Source organism: Nonomuraea bangladeshensis (assembly GCF_039529455.1).
Lineage (GTDB): Bacteria > Actinomycetota > Actinomycetes > Streptosporangiales > Streptosporangiaceae > Nonomuraea > Nonomuraea bangladeshensis.
In genome coordinates this window covers 92,094-114,626 of sequence record NZ_BAAAMV010000024.1, presented here as the reverse complement: position 1 = coordinate 114,626, position 22,533 = coordinate 92,094, and the positions used below count along the sequence as shown (strand labels likewise).

At 67.1% G+C, this 22,533-nt stretch carries 17 protein-coding genes and 1 pseudogene; 8 read left to right on the top strand and 10 right to left on the bottom strand.

The window, feature by feature from the left end; all coding sequences use genetic code 11:
* The 7 genes and pseudogenes from ABD292_RS47675 to ABD292_RS47645 all read right to left on the bottom strand — a co-directional run.
* Nucleotides 1-791, bottom strand: a pseudogene (locus tag ABD292_RS47675) (hypothetical protein); the annotation flags it as partial.
* 2 nt (nt 792-793) lie between these two features.
* The gene (locus ABD292_RS47670; RefSeq protein WP_344219915.1) at nt 794-1,762 is read right to left on the bottom strand and encodes a thiopeptide-type bacteriocin biosynthesis protein; all 969 of its coding nucleotides are present in this window, start codon (nt 1,760-1,762) and stop codon (nt 794-796) included.
* Complete coding sequence (locus ABD292_RS47665) at nt 1,744-2,898, bottom strand: lanthionine synthetase C family protein (RefSeq protein ID WP_344219913.1); 1,155 nt, start codon at nt 2,896-2,898, stop codon at nt 1,744-1,746. Before ABD292_RS47665 ends, ABD292_RS47670 begins: the two co-directional genes overlap by 19 nt.
* Nucleotides 2,899-2,921: 23 nt before the next feature.
* A complete protein-coding gene (locus tag ABD292_RS47660) occupies nt 2,922-5,990 on the bottom strand; it encodes a lantibiotic dehydratase (protein ID WP_344219910.1) in 3,069 nt (1,022 codons plus the stop codon).
* 81 nt (nt 5,991-6,071) lie between these two features.
* Nucleotides 6,072-6,266 carry an FxLD family lanthipeptide gene (locus tag ABD292_RS47655; RefSeq protein ID WP_344219907.1) on the bottom strand — a complete coding sequence of 65 codons (195 nt, stop codon included), beginning with the start codon at nt 6,264-6,266 and terminating at the stop codon, nt 6,072-6,074.
* Nucleotides 6,267-6,334: 68 nt separating this feature from the next.
* Nucleotides 6,335-7,567: a methyltransferase, FxLD system gene (fxlM, locus tag ABD292_RS47650; RefSeq protein ID WP_344219905.1), complete on the bottom strand. Its 1,233-nt coding sequence runs from the start codon at nt 7,565-7,567 to the stop codon at nt 6,335-6,337.
* Nucleotides 7,568-8,295: 728 nt separating this feature from the next.
* Nucleotides 8,296-8,652: a hypothetical protein gene (locus ABD292_RS47645; protein ID WP_344219903.1), complete on the bottom strand. Its 357-nt coding sequence runs from the start codon at nt 8,650-8,652 to the stop codon at nt 8,296-8,298.
* A 127-nt stretch (nt 8,653-8,779) separates the two neighbouring features.
* On the opposite strand from ABD292_RS47645, the gene ABD292_RS47640 reads away from it, so the two are divergent.
* From ABD292_RS47640 to ABD292_RS47630, 3 genes are all read left to right on the top strand, one after another.
* Nucleotides 8,780-9,928, top strand: coding sequence for a helix-turn-helix domain-containing protein (locus tag ABD292_RS47640; protein ID WP_344219901.1), 1,149 nt, complete (start codon nt 8,780-8,782; stop codon nt 9,926-9,928).
* A gap of 12 nt (nt 9,929-9,940) precedes the next feature.
* On the top strand, nt 9,941-10,528 hold the full coding sequence (locus ABD292_RS47635) for an HD domain-containing protein (RefSeq protein WP_344219899.1): 588 nt from the start codon (nt 9,941-9,943) through the stop codon (nt 10,526-10,528).
* A gap of 197 nt (nt 10,529-10,725) precedes the next feature.
* On the top strand, nt 10,726-11,610 hold the full coding sequence (locus ABD292_RS47630; RefSeq protein ID WP_344219897.1) for a pentapeptide repeat-containing protein: 885 nt from the start codon (nt 10,726-10,728) through the stop codon (nt 11,608-11,610).
* A gap of 48 nt (nt 11,611-11,658) precedes the next feature.
* Here ABD292_RS47630 and ABD292_RS47625 read toward each other — a convergent pair whose 3' ends face one another.
* The gene (locus tag ABD292_RS47625) at nt 11,659-12,018 is read right to left on the bottom strand and encodes a hypothetical protein (RefSeq protein WP_344219895.1); all 360 of its coding nucleotides are present in this window, start codon (nt 12,016-12,018) and stop codon (nt 11,659-11,661) included.
* 1,460 nt (nt 12,019-13,478) lie between these two features.
* Between ABD292_RS47625 and ABD292_RS49160 the strand changes: the two genes are divergently transcribed.
* From ABD292_RS49160 to ABD292_RS47615, 3 genes are all read left to right on the top strand, one after another.
* Nucleotides 13,479-13,862 (top strand): SSI family serine proteinase inhibitor, encoded by a 384-nt coding sequence (locus tag ABD292_RS49160; RefSeq protein WP_425565253.1) that lies wholly within the window; start codon nt 13,479-13,481, stop codon nt 13,860-13,862.
* 249 nt (nt 13,863-14,111) lie between these two features.
* Nucleotides 14,112-15,275, top strand: coding sequence for a hypothetical protein (locus ABD292_RS47620; protein ID WP_344219893.1), 1,164 nt, complete (start codon nt 14,112-14,114; stop codon nt 15,273-15,275).
* Between the two features lie 368 nt (nt 15,276-15,643).
* Nucleotides 15,644-17,323 carry an AfsR/SARP family transcriptional regulator gene (locus tag ABD292_RS47615; protein ID WP_344219891.1) on the top strand — a complete coding sequence of 560 codons (1,680 nt, stop codon included), beginning with the start codon at nt 15,644-15,646 and terminating at the stop codon, nt 17,321-17,323.
* Nucleotides 17,324-17,375: 52 nt separating this feature from the next.
* Here ABD292_RS47615 and ABD292_RS47610 read toward each other — a convergent pair whose 3' ends face one another.
* Nucleotides 17,376-17,765, bottom strand: coding sequence for a hypothetical protein (locus tag ABD292_RS47610; protein WP_344219889.1), 390 nt, complete (start codon nt 17,763-17,765; stop codon nt 17,376-17,378).
* 277 nt (nt 17,766-18,042) lie between these two features.
* Between ABD292_RS47610 and ABD292_RS47605 the strand changes: the two genes are divergently transcribed.
* Nucleotides 18,043-18,885, top strand: a complete 843-nt coding sequence (locus tag ABD292_RS47605; RefSeq protein WP_344219887.1) for an ATP-binding protein — start codon at nt 18,043-18,045, stop codon at nt 18,883-18,885.
* A 1,284-nt stretch (nt 18,886-20,169) separates the two neighbouring features.
* Here ABD292_RS47605 and ABD292_RS47600 read toward each other — a convergent pair.
* Nucleotides 20,170-20,877 carry a hypothetical protein gene (locus ABD292_RS47600; protein ID WP_344219885.1) on the bottom strand — a complete coding sequence of 236 codons (708 nt, stop codon included), beginning with the start codon at nt 20,875-20,877 and terminating at the stop codon, nt 20,170-20,172.
* Between the two features lie 416 nt (nt 20,878-21,293).
* Between ABD292_RS47600 and ABD292_RS47595 the strand changes: the two genes are divergently transcribed.
* Complete coding sequence (locus tag ABD292_RS47595) at nt 21,294-22,481, top strand: hypothetical protein (protein ID WP_344219882.1); 1,188 nt, start codon at nt 21,294-21,296, stop codon at nt 22,479-22,481.
* Nucleotides 22,482-22,533: the final 52 nt, after the last annotated feature.

Here is a 22,533-nt window from a genome sequence, read left to right as displayed (position 1 = left end):
GCTCGTCCGTCATCGAGCGGTCCGGCTCGACAGGCAGTTCGTTCATCGACAGCGACTCCACGGCGGTCTCGGACATCAAGCGTCTCTTCCTTGATCATCAGATCCGCCGTTAGTTTTACAGTCCCGCATTCCTCCAAGTCGCCTTGAGCCGCGTGCGGATCGCCGTGCAGGAGATGAGTGATGATCTCGGCCTGTCGCCCTTCCATGAGGTGCTCGCCGATCCCGTTGTGGGCTCGAGCGTGGGTGACCGCTTCGTCCCAGCGTCCGGCAAGGGCCAGAGCGCGGATGCCGTCGGCGAGGTATTGAAGCCAGACCCATTCGCGCAGCTTGTGATGCTCTTGTGGGGTCCCGGTGAGGTTGGCCAGAGGCAGGCGGCGGCCCTCGATCATCAGGTCGGTGCCGTTGACGGTTGCCTGATACAGCGCGTCCAGCAGCCGTAGAGCGTGCTGTCCGGCATCGGCCCGGATCTGGAGGCGGGCGAGGTTGAGGGCGGGCTCGAGCATGTATCTCGCTTGGAGCACGGTCAGTGGGTGACCGGCCTCGCGATAGACGTTGATGTGCTGCCAGCACAGGTCGCGCGCCAGGTCAGGAAGGCCGCAGTCGCTGGCCAGTAGCGCGGCCTTGTTCAGCGCATGTGCACCTTGGTGCAGGGCGTCAGCGCCGGGGCTGGTGGCGGTGTCGGCAATGTCGGCGATCTCCTTGATCCGTTCGGGGAGTGATGGGCAGGCAGGGCGGGGGCGGCCGAGGAGCGGGAAGCGGCGGACGACGGGGTGCAGCGTGGCTGGGTCCATGGTCAGGTCCGGGGCAGGAAGGCGGCCGTGGCCGCGTGGGACAGGATGCCTTGCGTGGTGGCCGGGAGACCGAGCCGGTTCCAGTGGAAGATCACGATGTGGGTGAGGAGGGCACGCAGGCCGCGGTCGAGGCGTCCTTCTGCTGCGGCACGGCCGAGCTGGTTGCCGGCGCTCTGCCATGCCAACAGCCATGGTGCGGCGAACGCCGCAGGCCCGCCGGGGGCGAACGGGGCGTGGTGGGGTTGTGTGGGGATGGTCAGCAGCGTGCGTATGTTGGCGGTCAGCACGTCGACGCGGCCGGTGTCGACGGGGGTGGGCGCGGGCCGCATGTGGGTCACGCGGGCGAAGACGTCGCCGCGTTCAAACCAATCCAGCCCTGCGGCTTGAAAGAGGGCGTTGATCAGAAGGATGGACATTTCGCGGCGGCCGAGGCCGGGGCTGTCCTGGCGGGCGTAGTCGAGGACGCCGAGGCTGTCGGCGCAGAACAGATCGTGCGCGGCTTGCTCGCCGGCGGGGCCGCCGAAGGCGGCGGTTTCCGGTTCGTAGATGGTCGGCCACCAGCGGGTGAGCGTTCCCGCCGCGGCCAACTCGTCCAGTACATGGTCGACGGCGGGGATGTCGGCGTCGTGGAGGCGTAGTCGCCAGCCGGGGGGCTTGCGCAGGAACCACCAGCTGTTGATCGCGCCGCGTGCCTGGAGTTGTTGCAGGCGGGGTCCGAGGTGGTGGGCGCCGATCTGCTCCGCGGTTTCCTGGGAGGGGAATTGGATGCGTAGCTGGTACCAGCCCGTCTCGGCTCGACGTTCGAGCGCTGTCAGCCCTGCAGCCTGGTAGGCGATGGCGGCTTCTTCGAGGGCGGTCGGGTCGACTCCGATGTCGGCGGCGACCAAGCCGAGGTCGGCTCCGGTAAGGAGGGCGAGGACGCCGGTGGCGAGTTGGGCTGGAGTGGCGGTGGTCAGGTGATGAGGAGGCATGCGTCCCATCCCGAGCGTGGGAGAGTGATGTGACGTGCGGTCTCCAGGGCCAGGCCGACTCCGGCCGGTCCGTCCGGCAGCCCTTCGGCCTCGTCCGGCGCGTCAGCCGCGTGCTGGGTGAGGGCGGCGGCGAGTGTGGGGAGCCGTTGGTCGATCGTGGGGGTGGCGGCGTCTCGGGCGGCTCGGAAGGCGGTCTGGTACACCCCGGCCATGCCGTGGCACAGGCCTGGTCCGGTGATTTTGCAGAGTTGCTGGTCGGTCAGGCACTCGGCCATCGCCATTTCGGCGATCCCGCGCCGGATGGGGTCGTCGATGGCGAGGGCGGCCAGTTGCAGGGCGCGGGCGATCCCGGCAGTGCCGTAGCACCAGGACGGCCGGCCAGGGGTCGTCTGGTTGGTGCGGCCGGTGCGCAGCTCGTTGCGGGTGAGCCACTGCGGCCACCACAATCCGTCCTGGGAGGATTGCCGCCATTGGTCGAACCAGCGGGCCAGTGCGTGGATGGCGTCTATCTGGCCTGGCATCTTGCAGCCGCGCAGGGTGGCCAGGGACAGCAGGGCGAGCGGGCCGGCTATGCCGTGGGCGAGGCCGACGTTGACGTGCCCGCCCGGGGTGGGCAGCAGCGGGTCGGGGTCGTGGTTGACCCACCAGCCCGGTAGCTCTTGCCCGTCGATGCGGCGTGGCTTGGACAGCCGGATCAGGTAGTTGAGGATGCCGCCGAGGAGATCGCTGCCGGGGGCGCGCAGGAGCAGGAGCACGCCGATCCCGGTCAGTCCGCGGAACAGGTCGTATTCGGCGAAGGTGGCGGGCATGCGGCGCCTCATCCGTTCCATCGCGGTGGCCAGGCGCCGCTGGGCGAGCCGCGTGACGTGCTTGTCCAGGGCGCGGGCTGCTGTCTGGTAGCGGGCATCACCGCTTGTGCCGGCGGCGTGCAGGATGAACGCGATGGCTGGTACCCCGTAGTAGAGGCCGGTGTGTGGTGCGCTGTCGATCGGTCCGGCTGTGGTGTGCTTGATGTGAGCGTGAGCGGTTGCCCAGTCTCCGGTGCCGGTCAGGGCGCGTTCGATGTGCAGGAGCGCTGTCGCGGCTGATCCCTTGGCCAGTGATTGCCGTTCTATGTCGCGGGCGGTGAGGTCCACGGGGTGCGACGCTGGGCGGCCGCTCATTGAGCACCTGCAAGGGCCAGGCGGCGTAGTGCGGCGGCGCGGGTGAGGCGGTTGGTTACCTGCTCGAACTCGGGATCGACGCCGAGGGCGCGTACGTGGTGGTCGTGCAGCAGAGTTCGTAGCACTGTGGCCGGCGTGCGTTGCTGGGCGAGGGCGTGATGGTAGACGGCCAGCGCGGCGTCGCGGGTTCGCCAGGCGGCGGCGACGGCTTCTCCACCTGGAAAAGCGCGGGCGGCTTGGTAGTCGCTGGTGGGGTCGCTCAAGGCGAGCGCGTGGTCGCGCAGTGTCCGGTCCAGCGGTCCGGTCTGCTGCTCCAGGTGATCGACCAGCGTGCGGTAGCCGGTGGTGTGGTCGGAGGCGAACGCGGCGGCCAGATGCGTCATGGATGCGGCGGCCAGCGCTTGTCCAGGCAGCCCGGTGGTGGTGGCCAGGGTGATCTGAGCGATGGCTGCCTGGGTATCGGTGGCGAATACCTGCTCGGCCGCGGCCAGGGCAGCGCCGTTGCCATACCGGCCGGGCTGCTCGTGGTAGGTGGCCAGGGTGAGACACGAGGCCAGGCCGCGTGCTTGCAGCCGGGTGGCGAGCGCACTCAACCGAGCTGCGACCGGCCCGTAGTGGCTTGGATCCGAGAGACGGAGGCACACGGTGAGGTATTGGTCGGCGTCGAGCCGGATCATGTCGCGGTGGCGGCGCATCCACCAGTAGGTGATCATGTCGGCGACCTCGGCCACGAAGGCGGGCAGGTGCCGGGTGAGGATGTCGTCGAATCGTGCCGGGTTACCCACCAGGTGTCCGCACAGCACCGCGCCGTCGCCCGGCGGCATTGCAAGGCCGCGGATGGCAGTGGCAGGGAGGTGGCGACGGGGCGGCTGGACCGTGGTCATCGGGATCAGCAGCTCTGCCGGGCGGCCAATCCAGTCGAAGCCGTGCGGCGGGTGGTCCTCTTGCAGCTCGACCTGTCCGGTCCGCTCGAGCCGTGTCCGGAGCACGGCGCGGTCCAGCGGCTGATCAAGGTCGAGGGGGAGACGGAGGTCGTCATGGCAGAGCAGGACACGTGCCGGTGCCCGCGTCTGTTGCCGCCACGTCTGCAGTGCCGCGTCCCAGCCCTGTCTGATGCGGGGGAGGAGGTCGGTGCGGGCGAGTGTCCAGCGGGCGGGAGCCAGGATGGTGCGCCGGTAACGAATACGAGGGAGGTAGGGAAGGGTGCGGGCGGCACCGAAGTCGAACGGCCTGAAGACCGCGCTGCGAGCCTCGGCAATCTCGGCGAGGAAGCGGGCCAGCGGAGGCGTGTGCACCACGACGTCCAGCGCATGCATGATCCGGGGCGCGACGAGCCGGCCTGTGGAGGACTGCACCAGGTATAGGTGAGCGGCGTCGGCAGTGACTGCCAGGTCATTCACGTCAATCGCGTCTTTACCGGAATGCTCACCCAGATGGACGACGTGCGGGACAAGCGGCGGGACTCGCGTGATGTTCTCGTTGTGGAGGCGAGCAGGCGGGAAGGACAGCTGCGCCGTCACGACGCCGGAGCCGTCCTGCTGGGCGTGGGAAGCGGCGAGTCGCATGCGGCTGTCGTCATCCAAGAGGTGAGCGAATCGCCCGGCCATGCTGGAGGAGGCGCGGGGTGCGGCAACGACGCGCAGGTCGAACTCGCCGCGATCGATCGCCTCGGTGGAAGCGGCGTGCAGCGCGACGCCGAGCTCAACGCGCTGCGGCGGCACCACGGTGTCGGGATCGCCCACGGTGAGGGCGGTGATGTCGGCCTCGGTGAGGACGAGTTCGTCGGCTCCGGACATGGCGGCCTCTTGGATGAGACTCAGCAGGTAGGCGTCGCGTTCGGTGAGCATGCGCCAGGTTGGCCGGGCCCGGGGTGCGCCGAGGTAGCCGGCGGGGAAGCCGAGCCCCGAGTCGGCCACCAGCTCTTTCACCGGTACAAGAGCACCGGGACCGTAGCGGGCGAGGAAACGGGCGTGGTAATCCATCCACGTGGTACGGCCGAACGGCTCCGTGGACAGCCGCAGCAACACGGTGGCGGCGCGCGCGGCTTCCTCCAGGACGAGTTCAGGGATGCTGATGCGCGCGTCGAGGGCCACGTCGACGGCCAGGGCAGGGTTAGGGGCGAGCTTGGCCATCTGGGTTCCGGCGGCGGCGCGCAGACGGGCGGCCTGCCCGGAGTCGGTGACGCTGTCATGACGGGCCAGTAGATCGCGGATGCTTTCGAGGTGACGCAGCAGCTCCATGACGTGGGCAAGGTCCTCGACGCCCGCGCCGCGCAGGGCGTTGATCAGATGAACTACGGGGTTAGCGGCCGTCATGGGCGGCCGAAGGCTGGTGATGAGGATGCGCTGGTCCACCAGAGCGTTCAGCAGCTCGAGGATCTTGTCGCACTGCGTATCAGGAAAGCGCTCGGCCAGTTTGGCGGCGAGCTGGCTCAACCGGATCGGGGTCGTTGCCTCGGCCAGGGCGAAACGTAGAGGGCGTGTCAGGCGCACGGATACTTCACGCCCGCGACTCGGGGCATGGAGGTCGCCGTCTGTCGTCCGGACGGGCACGATGAAGCGGCCATCGCGGGCGATGCCAAGGTTGTTTGTCACCACCGCCAGCCGGGGACGAAGGTCCTGATGCTGCTCAAGGTGATTCGCTAGGGAGGTGACCCAATCGGCGTCCGCCCGCGCGAACGCCTGGTGGCGGGTGCCGACATCGGCACGGGCGGGGCCGATGTCGGCCGTGGTGATTCCGGCGAACAGTCCGAACGGGGTTGCGCGGCGCTGCCAGCGCAGCAGATAGGCGCCGGTGGACAGGACCGCACGGCGCAGATCGCGCGCTGACGCGGTGTCCGTGTCGAGCAAGGCGTTGACGCTCGCGGTCAGGGCAGGACTGGCGATCTGCAACGCCTCTCGTACGTCATCGCGTGCCCATACCTTTGTCAGCCATGCCCGCCCTTCCTCCAGGACGGCGACCTCGTCGTTGAGGTCGAGGTGCGCGGGTAGTTCGAGATCGCCCGGGTCGGTGCTCGCCCGCACCATGACCAGGCGACTGTGTTGAAAGAGCGGGGGGACGCTCATCGTGATCCCCTCTCCTTGGTCGATGGTGAGCCGCGCCGCCGACGCGCACATGGGGCGTGGGCGCCGGCGGCAGAGAGTGGGCTAGGACGGGTCGTTGGAGCTGGTGTTGCAGGCACTGCCGCTGCAGGTGCTGCCGCACCCGTCGTCGGTGCCGCACATCATGATCACCAGCGGCGTGGTGGCCTCGACGACGCGCATGTCCAGCGTCCACTCCTCGTCGGCGACGTCAGTGGGGTTCTGGACCTCGACGGCGTCGATGGTCAGCGATGGGGGCATCTGATCACACTCCTCATGTTTCGGGATTGGGTGTGGGGCATCCTGGCTTTGATCGGATGGACGGTCGCTCAGCCGGTGGGCCAGGAGATCGTGACGAGACCGTGGGTCTTGTTGAGGACGGCTGTACCTTCAGGCAGCTGGGCGGGGAGGTGGCCGGTCGGCCAGTAGGCGAATGTGGGCTCGGGCCGGTTCCTGGCCTGCGTGTCCCACGCCTGAATCTGCTCGACCATGGCCATGGCGGCGTCGTGGCCGTGTGGCCCGTAAGCGCGTGCGCCGAACTCGATACCGGTACCCTCCGCGGCAGGCCTTCTTGACAGGTAGGCGAAGGAGTCGCCGAGGATGCAGCCGAAAGGAAACCACGTCTGCGGCTTCTGGACCAGTTCGGTGCCTTCCCCGGCGGCCAGTCGGCAGAAGCCCGGCAGGAAGCCGGCAAACCACAGGTACAAGTCGGCGAACGACTCGCCATCAGGGATCGTGACGCCGGACCATGCCTCACTGCGATCCGTCGCCAGGACACCGTTCAGCAGCGCTGGATCCTCGGGTGCTCCGTCGTCGAACCGGAGAATGATCACATGGCCGCTCGGGTCAGGCAGCCGGAACTCCCGGTCGATGTGTGCTCCGGCTCCCTGCATGGGGACGAACCCGCACACGACGGACGACGTGCTGACGAGGTGTTCGTTCGTGCGCTGGAACGCGATGGAGCGGCTGACACCGTTCATCCGCAACGGCACGACGATCGTGCCGCCCTTGACCAGCTGGCGTCGCCATGCCGGGGCCAGATCCCAGGCGCCGGCCGTCACGATGATCGCGTCGAACGGCCCGAACCCTGGGATGTCGTGCTCGGCATCGGTCGTGAGCACGGTGACTCGGTCGCCATATCTGGTGGCGCCGAGGAGGGCGACGGCGCGTTCGGTCACCTCCGCGTCGATGTCCACGCTGACCACCTGGCCGTGCGGCCCGACGACCTCGGCCAGCATCGCGGCGTTCACGCCACCCGACCCGATCTCCAGCACGGCCCCGCCAGGCCGGAGCTCGGCCTGCTCGATCATCGCCGTCTGTATGAACGCGGCGCTGACGGAAGAGAGCGCCATGCCGTTGGCATCCCGCTTGGTCACCACCGCGCTGTCGGCCTCATATGTGACCTCCAGCGGAGTGTCACTAGGCACGAACGCATGCCGCGGCACCGTACGGAACGCTGCTTCCACCTGGGGTGACCGGATGAATCCGGCTTCCTTGAGCTCATTCGCCAGTTTGTCCCTCAGTTCAGCGGCGCGAGACTCGTCGATGGTCGTGCCAGTCACAGATGATCTCCTTGGTCTGTCGGGTCAGGGCTTCGCAGAGGGGGCGGTGCGGCGCGCGTTCACGTTGGCGGGGCTGGTCATCGCTGTCCATCGGACACGCCGGGTCAGGTCGCGCACCCCTGACAGGGCGGGTCTCGCAAGCAGCAGTACGGCAGGTTGGCCGAGGTGGGCCTGGTGTCACCGAGGACGAGCAGCAGCACCAGGCTGGCAACGATGAGCGGTAGAACGAGTCCCCGACGGACAGCGGCGTCCTGCGGTAGATCGGGGGACCAGGGGTCTCTGTAGGCGAGCAAGATGAGATCCACGCTGATGTTCGGGGTTCGCCGATCAATCTGGTGAATCAGGTCGTGGAACGGCGTTGAGGGTCAGGTCGGCGCGGGCGGCGGTCGCGAGGTGTCGTCGATCATCTCCGCGCTCGGCCCGGTTGGCTGCGCCGGTTGAGAAGCCGTTTCTGGCAGTGCTGTGGGCCTCGGCCGGCGCGGAAGACCGCTGTTGATCACGGCGAGCATGATGGAATTCATGGGCGTAGACCTTTACTGCCGCAGGAGGTGGGAAGGGAGTTGGAGCGGCGCGGGCCCGTCACGACGGCTCATGGGGGCGAGACCAGAGCCTCCGTAGAGTGCGGACAGCTACAGGGGCAACTCTCTCCCGCGTCTGTCCCACACCAAGACGTGCCGCTGGATGCCCGTCCGAGCTCCGAGCCGGCTGCTGGGCCACGTCTTGCTTGGTCACCATGACACCTCCTGAAGGAGGAAGCTGGGAGACAGGTGCAGATTCGTGGGCGGATGAGCAGGGAGAGCTTCTACGGTGACGCGGAGTAGTTCGGGGTCGTCTTCGGTGATTACGCGCCACAGCTCGGGAGCGGTCTTCGCTTCGACGGGAGTGTGGACGTCGTAGTCGAACACCGGATATGCGGTGAAGACCTGGCGGTAGGGCTCCCACATGAGCGACCAGCGGCGGCGACACCGGCGTTCCACGTCCTGAGCCAGGAGGTGAGCCTCGCTCGGGGTGGTGCTCGCGTCGGCCATCGTGTCGTGCTTCTTGCGGAGCGCTGCGTGTCGTGGCCGGGCTCGCCTGGGTCGCATTCCCGCCTCCTGCCTCTAGGTTTCCACCACCCCAGCGCTGATGAGAGTTACGCTGGGCTCGCTGAAAGCCACGCTAGGCAAGGCCGATGCGGCCGGGTACTGACCCCGAGTACGAGTAGCAACGGCGGTGATCACCATCATGGCTTCCCGCAGGACGCCAACCCTGACTGGTGGTCAGGGCCTCGCTGAGCGCGCGCATGAGGGCCGCATTTCGGGCCACACGCTGAAGATCATCCGCCAGTCTGTGGGGCTCACCCAGGAACGCTTCGCCGAGCGGCTCCAGATCGACGTCACCACCGTGCAGGGATGGGAGTCGGGACGCCGGCCCCTCATGGCGATCCCCATGGCGACCTACTTGGCTCTGCGGCAATCGCTACTCCAACTGGACGCTCATCCACAGCTCGTACGGCAGCTCGACACAGCTCTCGAAGCCGATCAGTTCATCGGGCACGTGCTGAACCATCCGACCACCCACGTGGCTGATGAGCATCCGCTTGCCTCGTGGGTGATCAACCGAACGTTCACGGAATTCGCATCATGGCCGCTCACGGCGAATCCGCCTTCCGCGTTCCGGCACCTGGCCAGTGAGACGCGACGGCGTGGTCCTGCGGCCCCCTCACCTGCGTTGGAGGCCGGTGAACGAGCACACTTCTTCGAGCATCTGAAGATCGCCGCAGAGAGCGCAACAGATGATGAACCGCGGAGCGCACTGCTGCGGCGGCAGGCGTACTACGTGGCGAGCTTCGACGAGTCACCAGATACCGGAGAGTGGCTGGCCAGCATGCAACGCTCCGAGATGCGCCGGCTGCGGCGCACCAGCGAGTGGACTCCTTCATGGGCGGTGGTCCGCTCCGGCGCCCACTCGCTGGCGAGGTTGGGCGACCGGGAAGGTCTGCAAGAGTTCATCAGCACGAGGCTGTCGGACGACGTCTGCGAGATGGCCAACCTCAACTACTGGGCCTACTGGCTGGGGGAAGCATCCGAGCCCCAGGTGACGGACCTGTTCATGATCGAGCTCGGCTTGGAATCCTGGCAGGGCACAAAACTCTTGCGACACCTGGCGAACAGGTTGGAGCCGGTCAACCCCTACATGGAGGTGGTGACCCACACGCTGTGGGCCCTGATCATGCTGCGACCGGACGCGCTGTCGCCTTCAGCGGCGAAGCAAGTGATCGGAAGCGCTCGTCAAGCACTGGATTTCCCGGCAGTATCGGATCGGTCCAGGCGTGAGCTTGAGGCCGTGGTCTACGCTCTGCGCATGATCGACCGAGGTTGAGGGGGTTCCTACGTGGAGGATCTGGCAGGGCTGGCGGGCCTGCTCTACGAGATCGGTCTGCTCAAGCGGTACAAGCGCACAGGGTGGCTGATCGCCGGAGTTCGAGAGCCGGAGAGTATCGCTGAGCACTCCTTCCGTACGGCGATCATCGCCGCGGTACTCGCCGCCATGGAAGGCGCAGATCCTCAGCGGGCAGCGTTCCTGAGTCTGTTCCACGACACGCAGGAGACGCGCACCACCGACATCCCCTATCTGGGGAAGCGCTATCTGCAGGTCGCGCCCAACGAGCAAGTCACCGCTGACCAGGTCCGCGACATCCCCGGCCCAGTCGCCGACGTGATCACCGGAGCAGTGGACGAGTACGAAACGAAGACCAGCCTGGAAGCGGTCTGCGCGCGAGACGCCGACAAGCTCGACTGCCTGATGCAGGCCCTCGAGTACCGCGACCAGGGCCACCAGAACGTGCAGGGCTGGATCGACACGTCGGTTGCCGCACTCGCCACGGAGACGGGCAAGCGTCTGGCAGAAGAAGTGCAACGCTCGGGGTCCTTGGACTGGTTGGCACATGCTCTGAACGGCGGGTCTGCGCCGTCGAGTTAGTTGGCGGTGAGCGAGCCGATCGGCGGCTCTGTCCCTGCTGATGCGGAAGATCCATCTGCTCGGCCTCGGCCCTGCAGGGATTGTGCTGGTGTACGAGATCGTTGCCGACCGGCGATACGCGAGTGGTAGCCAACGAGTCGGTACCACCGCCTCCATCTCACTGGCGGAGTCTTGCTCCGTGTCCTTTGCTGGGATACATGTTCCGACTGCGTCGTCCACCGGTGATTCCGCCGTCTCCGGAAGAGCTCAACGCGCTTCCGGCCAAGGAGCGTCAGGAGCTGTGGGACGCGCACCGGCAGCGGCCGCTCCAGAGCATCACCGCGGTCGTCACGTCGTTCGGGGTGCTGCTCACCGACCGATACAGCAAGGCGGTGGACCTCCTGACCTCGCCCTCGGCCGACGGCCGACTCGGCGGGATCTACGCGCTGGAACGCCTCGCCCGCGACTCCCCGCGTGACCGCCTCACCGTCCGTAACGTCCTCGCCGCCTTCGTCCGCAATCACGACTTCTGCCTCTCCAAGCCACCGGCCGCGCAATGCACCGCCACCTTCGGTGACATGATGCTGGCCAGGACCGCCAAGGCCCTTCCGACGGACGTCCAGGCGGCCCTCACGACCGCCGTAGCCCTCAACGGCCCCCAGGACGGGACGGTCGACTTCTCCGAGACGCGTTTCCCGCGCGTGTCCTTCTCTGTACGAGCCCAGCTCGCTCACGCGGACTTCAGCCAGAGCGACCTCTTCTACGCCTCCTTCTCCGGCGCAGATCTGCGCTTCGCCGACTTTCATGGGGCGTGCCTGGTCAGGACCAACCTCACGGATGCGAATCTGGAAGGGGCCAATCTGCGCGGCGCCGACCTTTCCGACGCTCAACTGGGCAACGTCAACGTGAAGAACGCCGATCTGCGCGGGGCGGATCTACGGTCCGTCTTCGGACTGACACCCGCACAGATCAAGAGCGTGGCGACGACCGATGAATTCACCAGGTTCGGCGAGAACCCCCCGGAAACGCACCAATGCAGCCCTCAAGCCTTCACCGGCGTCCAGCTCCACCCGAAGAGCGGGACACCAGCGACGTCGGAGTGACCCTGCTCATCTTGCGCGCTCCTCAGAACTCCAGTCCTCTTCGCTTCTTCAGGTAAGCGTGCTCCTGGAGACCCAGATTGACGGGCGGCAGGTGCCGAACTTGCGCCCCTCGCAGAGCTTGAAGACGGTGATGCGGCTGAAGAAGGTGGAGTCGGTTCCGCAGCCCCACCAGGCACCGTTGGTGTCGACCACCGTCCACGTCTGCAGGTAGGTGGTGGCGTATTCGACGCGGACGGCTCGGCCGTCACCGCTCAAGTCGCAGACGGTGATGTGCTTGCGGTCGGCCGAGACCTTGACCGAGCCCCAACCTGCGTCGTCACGCCAGCCGCCAGAGGACTGAGCGGCAGCTGGAGAAGCGACCACCAAAACGCTGAGGGCGGCGGCTGCCAGGGCGGTGCGAGGGAACATCAGTGGTCCGTTCCAGCGAGAGGGGTAGAACGGTGTCACTGTGGACCGCAGCATGTCGGGGGTCGAGCAAGTCGGAGCTGTGATGCCATGGCTTGATCAACTTTTGGTCGCCGCATCAATTGAGCTCATGGAAGGCCCCCGAGGTGCTCCTTGCGGGGGCTGAGTGTTGCGGGGCCACCGAAGTACATGCGGCCACCGCCGGGTACGCGTGCCGGTCGCCCGCGGGCCAGCGGGTGGCGCGGGTGCGGTTCCTGCCCCGCAAGGGCGCTGGTTGACCTGGATGCCGTCGGTGCTCACCTTCGCGACCCTTGCCCAACTCGGGTGCGCAGCCTTAACCTTCGGCGCCTCAGCCGCCTTGACCCTGCTGCGGTACGGCCAGAGACGAGCCTCGGCTTCCTGGGAGAAAGCGCCCATCGGATCAACGACCAGACGGCCTCGAGGTGCGGCATCTGCGCTGAACATGACTTCTCACCTGAGTGGTAGCACCTGCCGCTGAGCTTGGCGCCAGAACTCACGCACACTCAGGTGAGGGGCAATTCAGCCCAAGAGGCTATGGCAGGCGACGTTGCGCAGCCGGAACTCACGCTTGTCAGCTGGGAACAACTCGTCACACTTCATGTCGATCAGTGATGGGATCTCACTCCGTTCGGAGTTGCCTGGCCAGATCGGATGCGGATCAGCGGGTCCGCGCTTTACCCGATGGCTCGGCCGAGGGAAGTAGCGGTCCGCTGAGGAGTGGGCCGGCGGCCGGGGGCGTACGAGTCCATGGTGACCATGTGGTGCACCGGCCTGCTCGCGAGTCTTGATCGCGACGACGGGCTTCGCAGCACCTGTGCCGCCGTCTCGATCTCCGGTCGCTTCGTGCGCAGAGCCAGGGATGCTTCCGGATGAGGTAGTTGACTTGCGCGGCAGAAGAGAAGGCGCGGCAACCACCTTGCTGCTGGCATCTTGTCGAGTGTTCATGGTCTGAGGTGAGGAGTTCTGCTGACCGCTGGGCGTGGCTGTCCCTGCCCCGCCCAGGGCTATGGCGACACCTACAGCGGCGGTGGCTCCGCCCGCCAGTAGCAGAGTCCTGGCGTAGACCCGCCTGCGCCACCGTGCACCCATTCCGGGCATTCTCGGCTCCCGATGCTCTTGATCGTTACGGTCGGCAGCGTAACCACGGTGCAACGGGCGCCGGCTGGACTTTGATCTTCCCTTGAAGTCCCATGGCGGTACTTCTCCAGCGCTCCTTCGGGTAGCCCGCGCTCTGACGTGCAGGTCCCACCGGCAGATCGCAGTGAATTCTTCATCTTGTCGGATCGAGGCTGAGTGGAACTGTCCGAGTCCTGCCGACGTCAGGCGGGGCTCGAACGAGCGGCGATCCTGTTTGCGGGGCTTACTTGCGCAATGACAAGCACAGAGCGATGGCTTACAGTAGTGTGATGACAACTTTAAGTTACTGAGCGCTTGGAGTGTCGATGCGCCTGCCCCTGCTCTTCGCGAGCGCCGGCCTTGGTCTCTGTCTCGTTTCCACAGCCCTTCCGGCCTACGGGACGGTACGGCCTAACGTGGTCTTCCTCGCCATCTCGGCTCATGGGAACACTTCCTTGAAGGCAGTTGCCATGCGCTGTCCCGACCAGACCGAGCAACATCCCCACGGGGAGGCCGCATGTGCCGCAATCGACGCCGTCGACGGGGACTTCACCCGCCTTTCCAACGAAACGCGTCAGTGCACGAGAGAGGATGACCCGGTCACGGCCACAATGAACGGCCTGTGGTGGAATCGGCCCATCGGTTGGCAGAAGACCTTTCGCAACGTCTGCATGCTTTACGCCACTACAGGACCCATCTTTCGGTTCTGACGCGGTCTGCGCTCGTCGAATACCTGATGTTCGGCCGCCTCGTGGCCTCTTCATCAAGAAGTCGCCGAAGGCGTTTGATGTCTTCGGCTATTAGATTCTGCGGCATCGTGTTGGGCGTGAGAAGTCGCCGAAGACAACCTGGGGCAGGTGCGCGGCGTCATACCCGTTATGGATCTTGCCAGGCGTAGCGGGCTACGTGTCGCGGCCGCGGCCGTCGTCCTGTTGTTCACCCTCGGCACCCTCGATCAGGTGAAGACACCCGCCCTGCCCATGTCGGAGCGGTCGGCCGTCTCGATCGAGGAGATCGCTGAGCGGCTGCGCCAGCACCTTGACGACGACCCCACCTACGCCTCCTATGTCACCCGCCCTGACACGCCCCTGTTCCCCTGGTGCTGGCCTGAGGATGTGGAGACGCGCATGCCGCCCGCCGGCGTCCCCGGCTACAGCGGCCGGTTGCTCCTCCCGGATGTGGACGAGCTGGAAGTGCGGTTCTGGATCACCTCGCCCCAGGCGGCCGGACGCGCGGTCGCAGCGGCTCGGCGTGGCACGGGGGAGTGCTCCGGGGAGGACGCGCTCAAGTCCGTGACCGACTTCGACCGGTGGGGGTGGCGCGGCATGCAAACCCTGACCACCACCGAGAACTGGACGGAGGACGGCGACTCCGGCGCCAGGGGCACGGTCGTGGCCGCGCGTGGCGGGCTGCTTGCGGAGGTGAGCTGGGGCTGGCCGTTCGCGGCGGGCGGCGAGCCGGACCTGCGCCCGCTGAACCAGGGCGTCGCGCTGGCTGGATCGGTGCTGGCCGCTGTCGGCGGGGTTTCCGCCCGCCCCGTTCCCGCGCCCACTGCCCGTACGGCCTCGGTGGTGGTCGCCGCGGCCCTGCCTCCTCCGGCCGCGTACGGCAAGGAGATGGCGGTGTGGCCGCTCCCCGGAGACACGCCGGGCTCGCACGAACGGGTCTGCGCAGACCCATTCCACGAACAGATCGCCTACGCCGGTGCACCGGCCGCGATCCGCCGCCTCGACGGCGAGGTGTCGGTCGCCGAGGGCGTGCTGTTCCTGCCTGACGAGCAGAGCGCCGAACAGGCCCGCTCCGAGCTGCTCGGCTGGAGCGGCTGGTGCTCATCCGATGATGCCGAGCTGATCTACAGCGTCAATCCCGGACTCGAGCCCTTCACCAGGGGCCCGTGGACAGGTGAGATCAGGACCTTCGCCGTGCGGCGCCCCGACCCGCCAAGCGGCCTCAAGGGTGCCCTCCGCCGCTCCGTCGCCCATGTCGCCCTAGGCATGCGTCATGGCACGACCATGGTCTACCTCCGCTGGCAAGGGCCGGTTGGAGACGACCCGGCCGCCGCCCTGCGCACCGGGCGTGCCGCCCTCATCCGTACGCTCGACCGCCTGCCGGCCAGCGGCTGAAGCCTTCAAGTTCTGCTTCCCTCACCATTCCGGATACTTCAATTCGGAATCATGGATCGGCACTCACGTCCAGACCCGTACGGCGTGTGTAGCTGCAAGGGCGCCGACGCGTGGGAGGCGGCCTGCGGGTGGGTCGCCGCGGGTTCTTGCATGGTCTGAACACGCTCCAGAGCTGACGCAGTGAGTGTCATCATCTCCTGGCTTTATGAATTGCATTCAATTTCCATGGCGTGACACTAAGGGCGAGGTGGTAGATCGATTGACGTGATCAACCCCTCTGGAGAAGCCCGGTGATTCGGGCATGTCTTCCAAATAGCTGGAAGAGCGAAGAAGCTGCGTTTCTCGGTCGAGTTCTCATCGTGGGGGCGTTGGCGTTCGTACTGCTGGATGGCTCGAGCATGGGCTCGGCCTTTGCCGAGCCGTATTGCCCGCCAGTCTCAGAACAAGCGCGCCAGCTGTTCGACATCGAGAAGTGGTGCGCATCTGTCAACAGGGACCTGCAAGAGGGACGGGTACCGGACCTCGGGAAGCGGCTGGCGGAGTCTCGGCGTGTGCCGGTAGAGGAGATCGCGCCTCCGAGGCCGCAGGTGCGCATGACGCCGGAAGGCTCGATCTCCATAGCCCCGAAGGACTCGGTCTCGAAAGTGAGGCCGTCACGACATGCACCCGTGGTGCACCGCAGGCGAGGGGAAGACGAGGAGCGCGAGCAGCGGGAAGCGGTCTCGCGAACGGATCACCTGGCAACACCCGGAACGGGCCACGGCGATGACGCCAGGCAGGCCGACCGCCGCCATGGTCTGAAGAAGGGCTCCCGATCGCCGCGTCATGAAATCCATGCCGGTCCGAAGTCTTCGCCGTCGCCCTCTCCATCGTCTCCTCCACCTGCGGTGACCGGACGTGGAGATGATGTATCGGTCCAGCGCGCGGGGCGGCCGTCTGATACACGGGGGCCGCTTGGTGCTGCGCTGGTGTTCGGGCTGATGGTCATGCTGTCGGGCGCTGCCCTGGTCGTCTGCCGGCGCTTCTGGCCGAGATGGGTGGTAGCAGAGTCTACGGACGGGATCACCAGTGGACCCCCTGACGCTCCAGACCACACGACGACAGCTGCGCAGCTACAGGGGATCGACTTCGATGCGACTGGCCCCGCCGTCGCGCCTGCTGCTGTTGACTCCTCCACTGTGGAGATCGACGTCGTTGAGCCTCAGCTGGGCAAGGTCGAAGAAGACGCTGGCGAGACAAGCACCGTTGATGTGCAGGGAACGGCTCCTGTCCCTCCTCCTGGCCCACAAGCGGAGCCCAGGTTCGGGGCAGCGCAGGGAAAGGCGAAGGTCGAGATACTCGGAACGCTCCGGCTGTCTTATGGCAATGCGGAGCTTCCCTTCGGCCGCGCGGAGGCATCCGATCTGTTCGCGCTACTGTCCGCCTCACGGGACGGCATGTCGACGCAGGGCATCATCGACACGCTGTGGCCAGACGATGGTGACCGAGGTGGCCGGCTGCTGGAGTCGGCGGTCCGGCAGCTTAACCAGGTGATGCGACAGGCGTCCGGTCTCGGGGTCGGCGTGAAGTTCGTGGTGAAAGTGAGGCAGCGCCGGCAGTTGGCGGCCGCCTACTTCGACGTGGACTTCTGGCGATTCGAGGACGCCTTCGTACGAACGAGCACCGCAGAGGGAGAGTCCGCTCGACTTGCCGCCTTGCAGGAGATGCTGGCTCTGTACCGGGGGCCATTGCTGGCTGGGCGAGATGATCTGTGGGTGCTCCCGCTGCGGCAGGCTGCTCAGCGGCAGGCGGTGGACGCGGCTGAGCGGCTCGCCGAGTTGGCACGGGCAGAGGATCCCGATCGGGCGGTGGACGTCCTGCGGCTGGCGGTGGAGCGGGTCGATCCGCACAGTGAGGTGCTGTGGTGCCTGCTGATGTCGATTCAGGGTGAGCTGGGGCGCCTGCCCGCGGTACGGCGGACGTTCGAGCTGTTGAAGGAGCGGATGGCGGAGATCGACGCGGTGCCGAGCGCGCAGGCTCGGCAGGTGTACGAACAACTCATTCGGTAGGCACACCACGGTGTGAGCAAGGCGAGGGCCCTGGTCCTCAGTGGCCAGGGCCTCACCCGCCTTCCCGGACGGTGCGCTGATCCCGGGTCGAGTAGGTGGCAAGTGCGTCGGCCGTGAGCAGATTGACGGGGCGAGTGCCAAAGATGCGCGCCAGCAGGCACAGGGTGAAGGCGGAGGGGCGTCGGCCCGATCGCGGCCAGGTCTCGTAATCATACAGGCGGGATTCGCGCAGTTCGGTGCCGTCGGTGCCGGCGAGGCGATGGAAGGCGTCGACCGTCTCCGCTGCGGTGAGCCCGGCGGCGTATCGGTGGAGGCGTAGTGGGGTGGCGGGGTGGTCCAGGCCGAGGATGATGGCGATCTGGTCAGTGGCGAAGCCGTGCTGGCGCAGGTATCGGCTGCGGCGGCGGCAATCGAGAAGCGTCTGGTATCCGGTGCCGGACATGTGCTCAGGTTCCCTTCGATGTTCAGGGCGTCACGCGGGCCCATGGTCGGGTTCCGGGGGACGGTAGGCCGGCTCCGGTGAGGAGCTCCAGTCTGCGCGTGGGGTGATCGACGGGGCGATCGAAAGGATGTCGATGGTGCGGCGATGGATGCCGCCGCTGGTCGGCGTGCGGTGTGGCTGGGGATGTGGATTGGGGGTGTGATTCGGGCGGCGAGGTGGGCGATCGTGCTGGCCGCTCCTGGACCGACCGGGGGTATGACCGGAAGGGACGGCCAACATGGACAAGCGCATCCAGCACACGATCTCGCGCGAGATGGACAGTTCCCTCGCTTCGCAGACCGGCCAGCAGCAGCCGCTAGGGGAGGTGTTCCCGGATCTTGCGCCGGGGTTGGTGATGTCGACGTTTCGTGCCTCGCAGCTGTGGGGTGGGATGGCCTGGCGGCGGGCCTTCCCAGGTCAGGCGGATCAGGCAGCCCCCGCGCGGCGGATGGTGGGGCAGCTGCTGGCCGACAGCGGGCGGACGGACGACGCTCGGTGGGTGGCGGCCGAGCTGGTCAGCAACGCGCTGAGGCACACGCGTTCGGGGCAGGCGCGCGGGTTCTTCGTGGTGGAGGTGCTGAGAGGGGCGGCGGTGGCCCGGGTCGTGGTCTATGACCTGGGTGGCGGCTCCGTTCCGGATTTCTCTCGGACGTCCGATTCGGCCTCCGATACCGCTGAGCACGGGCGGGGCTTGCTCGGGGTGGCTGAGCTGGCGATCCGGGTGGGAGTCGCAGGTGACGCGGTTACCGGTCACGCCGTATGGGCCGATCTCGCGCTCATCAGCGAATCTGCCTGTGCAGCTCGAAGAGCTGACGAGGTTCGTCAGAGCTCGGCGATCAATGCGTTCGATCGTGCAGGGCAGGCGTTGGACCCGCTTCTCGCTGCGCCAAGCTACCTGTCAATTCATGCTGAGGTCTGCCGCGACTGTGCGTCGGTGGGGGAGAGAGCTGTGGGCGAGGCACCACGCCATCGTTCGGTCGGCCTGCCCCATGTCTTGATGGCTTCGAAGAACAGACCGGGCTGGGCGGGTGGGGAGGTTGTCGGCCTGGACCCTCGCTCGGACCTGTGGGAGGCGAGTTGAGATCGCGCGCGGATCAGGTGTCCGCGTTCGGTCAGGAGCCGTGGGCGCAACAGGCGCTGGCAGAGTTGCGCCGGGATTGGCCTGATTGGGCCTTCCTGGTGGTGCGGTATCGGTGGCTGGCCATGCGTGGCAAGCACATCATGTTCACCGCCACCGGTCCCGACGAACTGCGACACACCTTGTCGTCAGGGGTGGGCGTAGCCGGGGCGGGGCCGAGCGGCCCCCTGGCGGCGGGTGGGCCGCCGTCAGGGGCGTTGACCGCCGAACGGTCGGGGACGGGCACGTGGGCGGTTGCCGCTAGCCCGGGGCGGGTGGTTCGGTGGCCGCATGGGTGGTTGAGGTGGCCGTGGTGCAGAGGTCGGAGCCGCTGCCGGCCGGAGGCGCGGGCGGGGGAGCGCGAGGATGGGGCGTTTCGCAACCGGCTTCTTGCTGGTGGGGGCAGGCCGCGTCATCGGCGGGTCCGGTCCCAGCCCGGTGCAGTGGCGGCTGTCGCCGCCTGAGCGGTGGCATGCCGGTCCCCGCCGTGTGATTTGGGAACGCGGGGCTTGACACCCAGCGTGCAGGTGGGCGTTGATACGGTTCCGCCTGTCTGGCACGGTGGACGTCCACGCGCGGCCCTGGCGGCCGGCCTGGGGGTTCGCCTCGCGTAAGGGGTGAGGCGAACCCCGCCGAGTGAAAGAGCGAGTTTGGCAGTGCGGGTGTCGCGTTCACTGTTGCGGGCTCAAGAGCTGGGCGTTGTTCGGTGTCGTATTCGGTGTCGCGTTTTGTTGTCGCGTCCGGTGTTGCCGCTGAGAGCGCGACACCCCCGGTGTGTCATTTGCTCAGGCTGTGAGGGTTTCGATTGTTGCGATGGCTGCCCCGAATCGCCCTGAGGCGACTCCTTGAATATGTGGCGCTGTTCGCGTGAACAACGATGGTGCTCGATCTCTATTGTCTCCCTCTGCCTCCCGTCTTTTACGTTCAGCAGCATCTCGCCGGCCAGCGGCTTGGTCGTGGGCCGGCCCTCATCCTGACCTCGATCTGAGCGGCGAGCAGTGCCTTCATCTCGGCGGTTCCGGGGGACGGGCGCGCCGCAACGGCTGGCTAGGGTCGATCCCACTGGGGCGTGAGGGGGCGACGCGGGGCCGGGGGAGCCGTGCGCATGGGACTGTTTGGGGTTGGCGGCGTTGGATGGCGCAACCGGCTACGGGTTCACCGACGCGGGTTGCTTGGGTTCGGGGGAAACGTGCGGCCCCGGTACCGCTGTGGGGCGGTACCGGGGCCGTATGGCTGTTGGGGCGTGGGCTAAGTGGTGGTGGCTGAATTGGCCCCTTCGGGCGCGTCCGGGCTGGCTGTGGCGTCAGCCGATGGGATGGGCGGATGGATGGCGATGTGGGCGGCGATCAGCTCGGCGACGTCGGCAGGCGGGGTGTCGATCGTGACATGGGTGACCGGCCAAGAGGCGTCAGGGCCGGTGAGGCCGAGGTAGGTCCACTCGATCGTGAGCGGGGGCGTGGAGATGTCGGCGGGGGTGTACGACAGGGGGATGATCAGCTCGATGAGGTGGCCCTCGGGTGAGCGGTAGAACTGGCGGAAGGTGTCGCCGTGCCGGGTGCCCTGAAACAGGCGTCGAATGCCGTACGGGGTCAGGGTGCGGGTGTAGGGCAGCGTGAGGGGCATGCACGTGGCGATGTCGTCGCGGCCGTGTAGGTAGTCGCCGAGGATATCGGTCATGTGCTCAGCGATCACCTCGAAGTTGAAGTGTCCGCAGGTGCCGCATGCGTGGGCGTCTTCGCAGGTGACGCAATCGCCGTCGAGGGTGAACATGTCCTCGTATGCGCAGATTTCGAGGAGGGCGCCGTCGTCGCCGCGTTCGGGGCGGACGATGATCGGCTGATTGTCGCGGTCGTCCCACATGATCGCCCAGCTGGGGCCATGGTCGTGTAGCGCGCGGGCGTGTCCGTCTTCTATGGCGGGGCGGCGCACACCGGTGATGGCGTCGGTGTTTGTCATGTCGCGTGACCTTTCGTATTTCCCGGAGCGTCATTCCGGTACGGTTTTCCGGCGGTGTTTACCGCCTAACTCTATGGACGCTCGACGCCATGTGAATGTCAACCGGTACGCGCATTAGCTTCGCAGTTCCTTTGAGCGAATATTCGGGCATTCGGGTATCGTTCACCGTCGTTCGGCGGAATGTGTGAAGAGCTGGGCCGGCCGTCAATGTCAAGCCGACCTCAAGGCTTTTTCGTGGAGATGTTTCCACAGATCAGTGGTTGTTTTATTAGGGTAGCCTCTCCAGCCGTTCGGGTGACGACATTCGTTGTCCGATCGACTTGCCAGCCGGATTGGGTGCGAGGGATGGTCGTGGCGCAAACAAAAAACACCGGCCCGCAGGGAACTGGTGATACGACCGGAAAGGGCGTTACGCAATGGCTATTCAGAACACGGAAATGACCGCTACCGAATCCGTTCCCGATGGCACCGAAATCGCCGTCATCATTCCAGCCGAGGACGCGCCCCTGACGGCCCCTGACGGCCCCGCGATCACCGCCCCGGACACTGACCCCGCTACGGACACCGACGGGCGCGTAGCGGCGGTGTGGGCGGTTCTGAACGCTGAGCCGGGCGGGTCGGCGACGGCGATCGGGGCGGCGGCCGGTCTGAGCCGCATGGTAGCGGGCAAGATCCTCAACCAGCTCGAGGCGGACGGTCGCGCCCGGCGTGAGTCGGGCGCGAGCGACGGCGGCACGCGCGGCCGCGCGGCGGACCGGTGGTTCCCGATCACCCCCGACGCCGAACTGACCGGTGGTGCCGACATCTCGGTCCCGCCTCACGCCCTGGGAACGCTGGATGTCGCGCCCCCCGAGCTCACGGCGCCGGACACAGACACGGACACGGCGGACGCTGAGCTGGTGCCCGCGCCTGACGAGGAGGCTCTCCCCGCCGCTGCGGCGGCCGACCCTGCACCGGCCGATGAGCGGACCGACGAGGAGGACCTGACCGAGCGGCTGATCAGCCAGCCGGAGGACCTGATAGCCGACGAGGCGGCCTGCCAGGGTTTGGACGAGACGGACGACGGCCTCGACTTGGTCCCCGAGGCCGCTGCATCGGAGCCGGTGGCGGATGAACCGGCTTGGGCGCGCGCGAAGGAGGAGCTCGCCGAGATAGCGAGCCTGCTCAGCGGGGCGATTCTGGCGAAGGATGAGGGGAACGTCGTGATGGCGTTGGGATGCCTCGAAATGGCCATGACGAAGGCCACCTCGGCACACCGCAACGCGCGGGCGGTGCTGACCGGCACCGCCGCCCCGGCCCGTGCGGTGTCGGCGGCCCGTCCGGGCTCCGGTGGCGGCGTGGGCGCGGGTGACGCTGTTCGTCCGGGTGTGCTGCGGGACCTGGTGTATGCGCACCTGGTGGAGTTCCCGGACAAGGACTTCACCCCGTACGAGATCGGCAAGGTCATCAACCGTTCGTCCGGCGCGGTGGCCAACGCCCTGGACCGACTGGTCAACCTCGGCGAGGCGATGCTGACGTGTGAGCGGCCCCGCCGGTTCGGCCTCGCCCCTACCGCCAAGCCCGCCCCCGCCGACACCCACGACACGGACGACCACGCGGCCTGAGCCCGAGGCTGGGCGGGCCTCCCTTACCGGCCCGCCCGCCCCGGCCCGATAG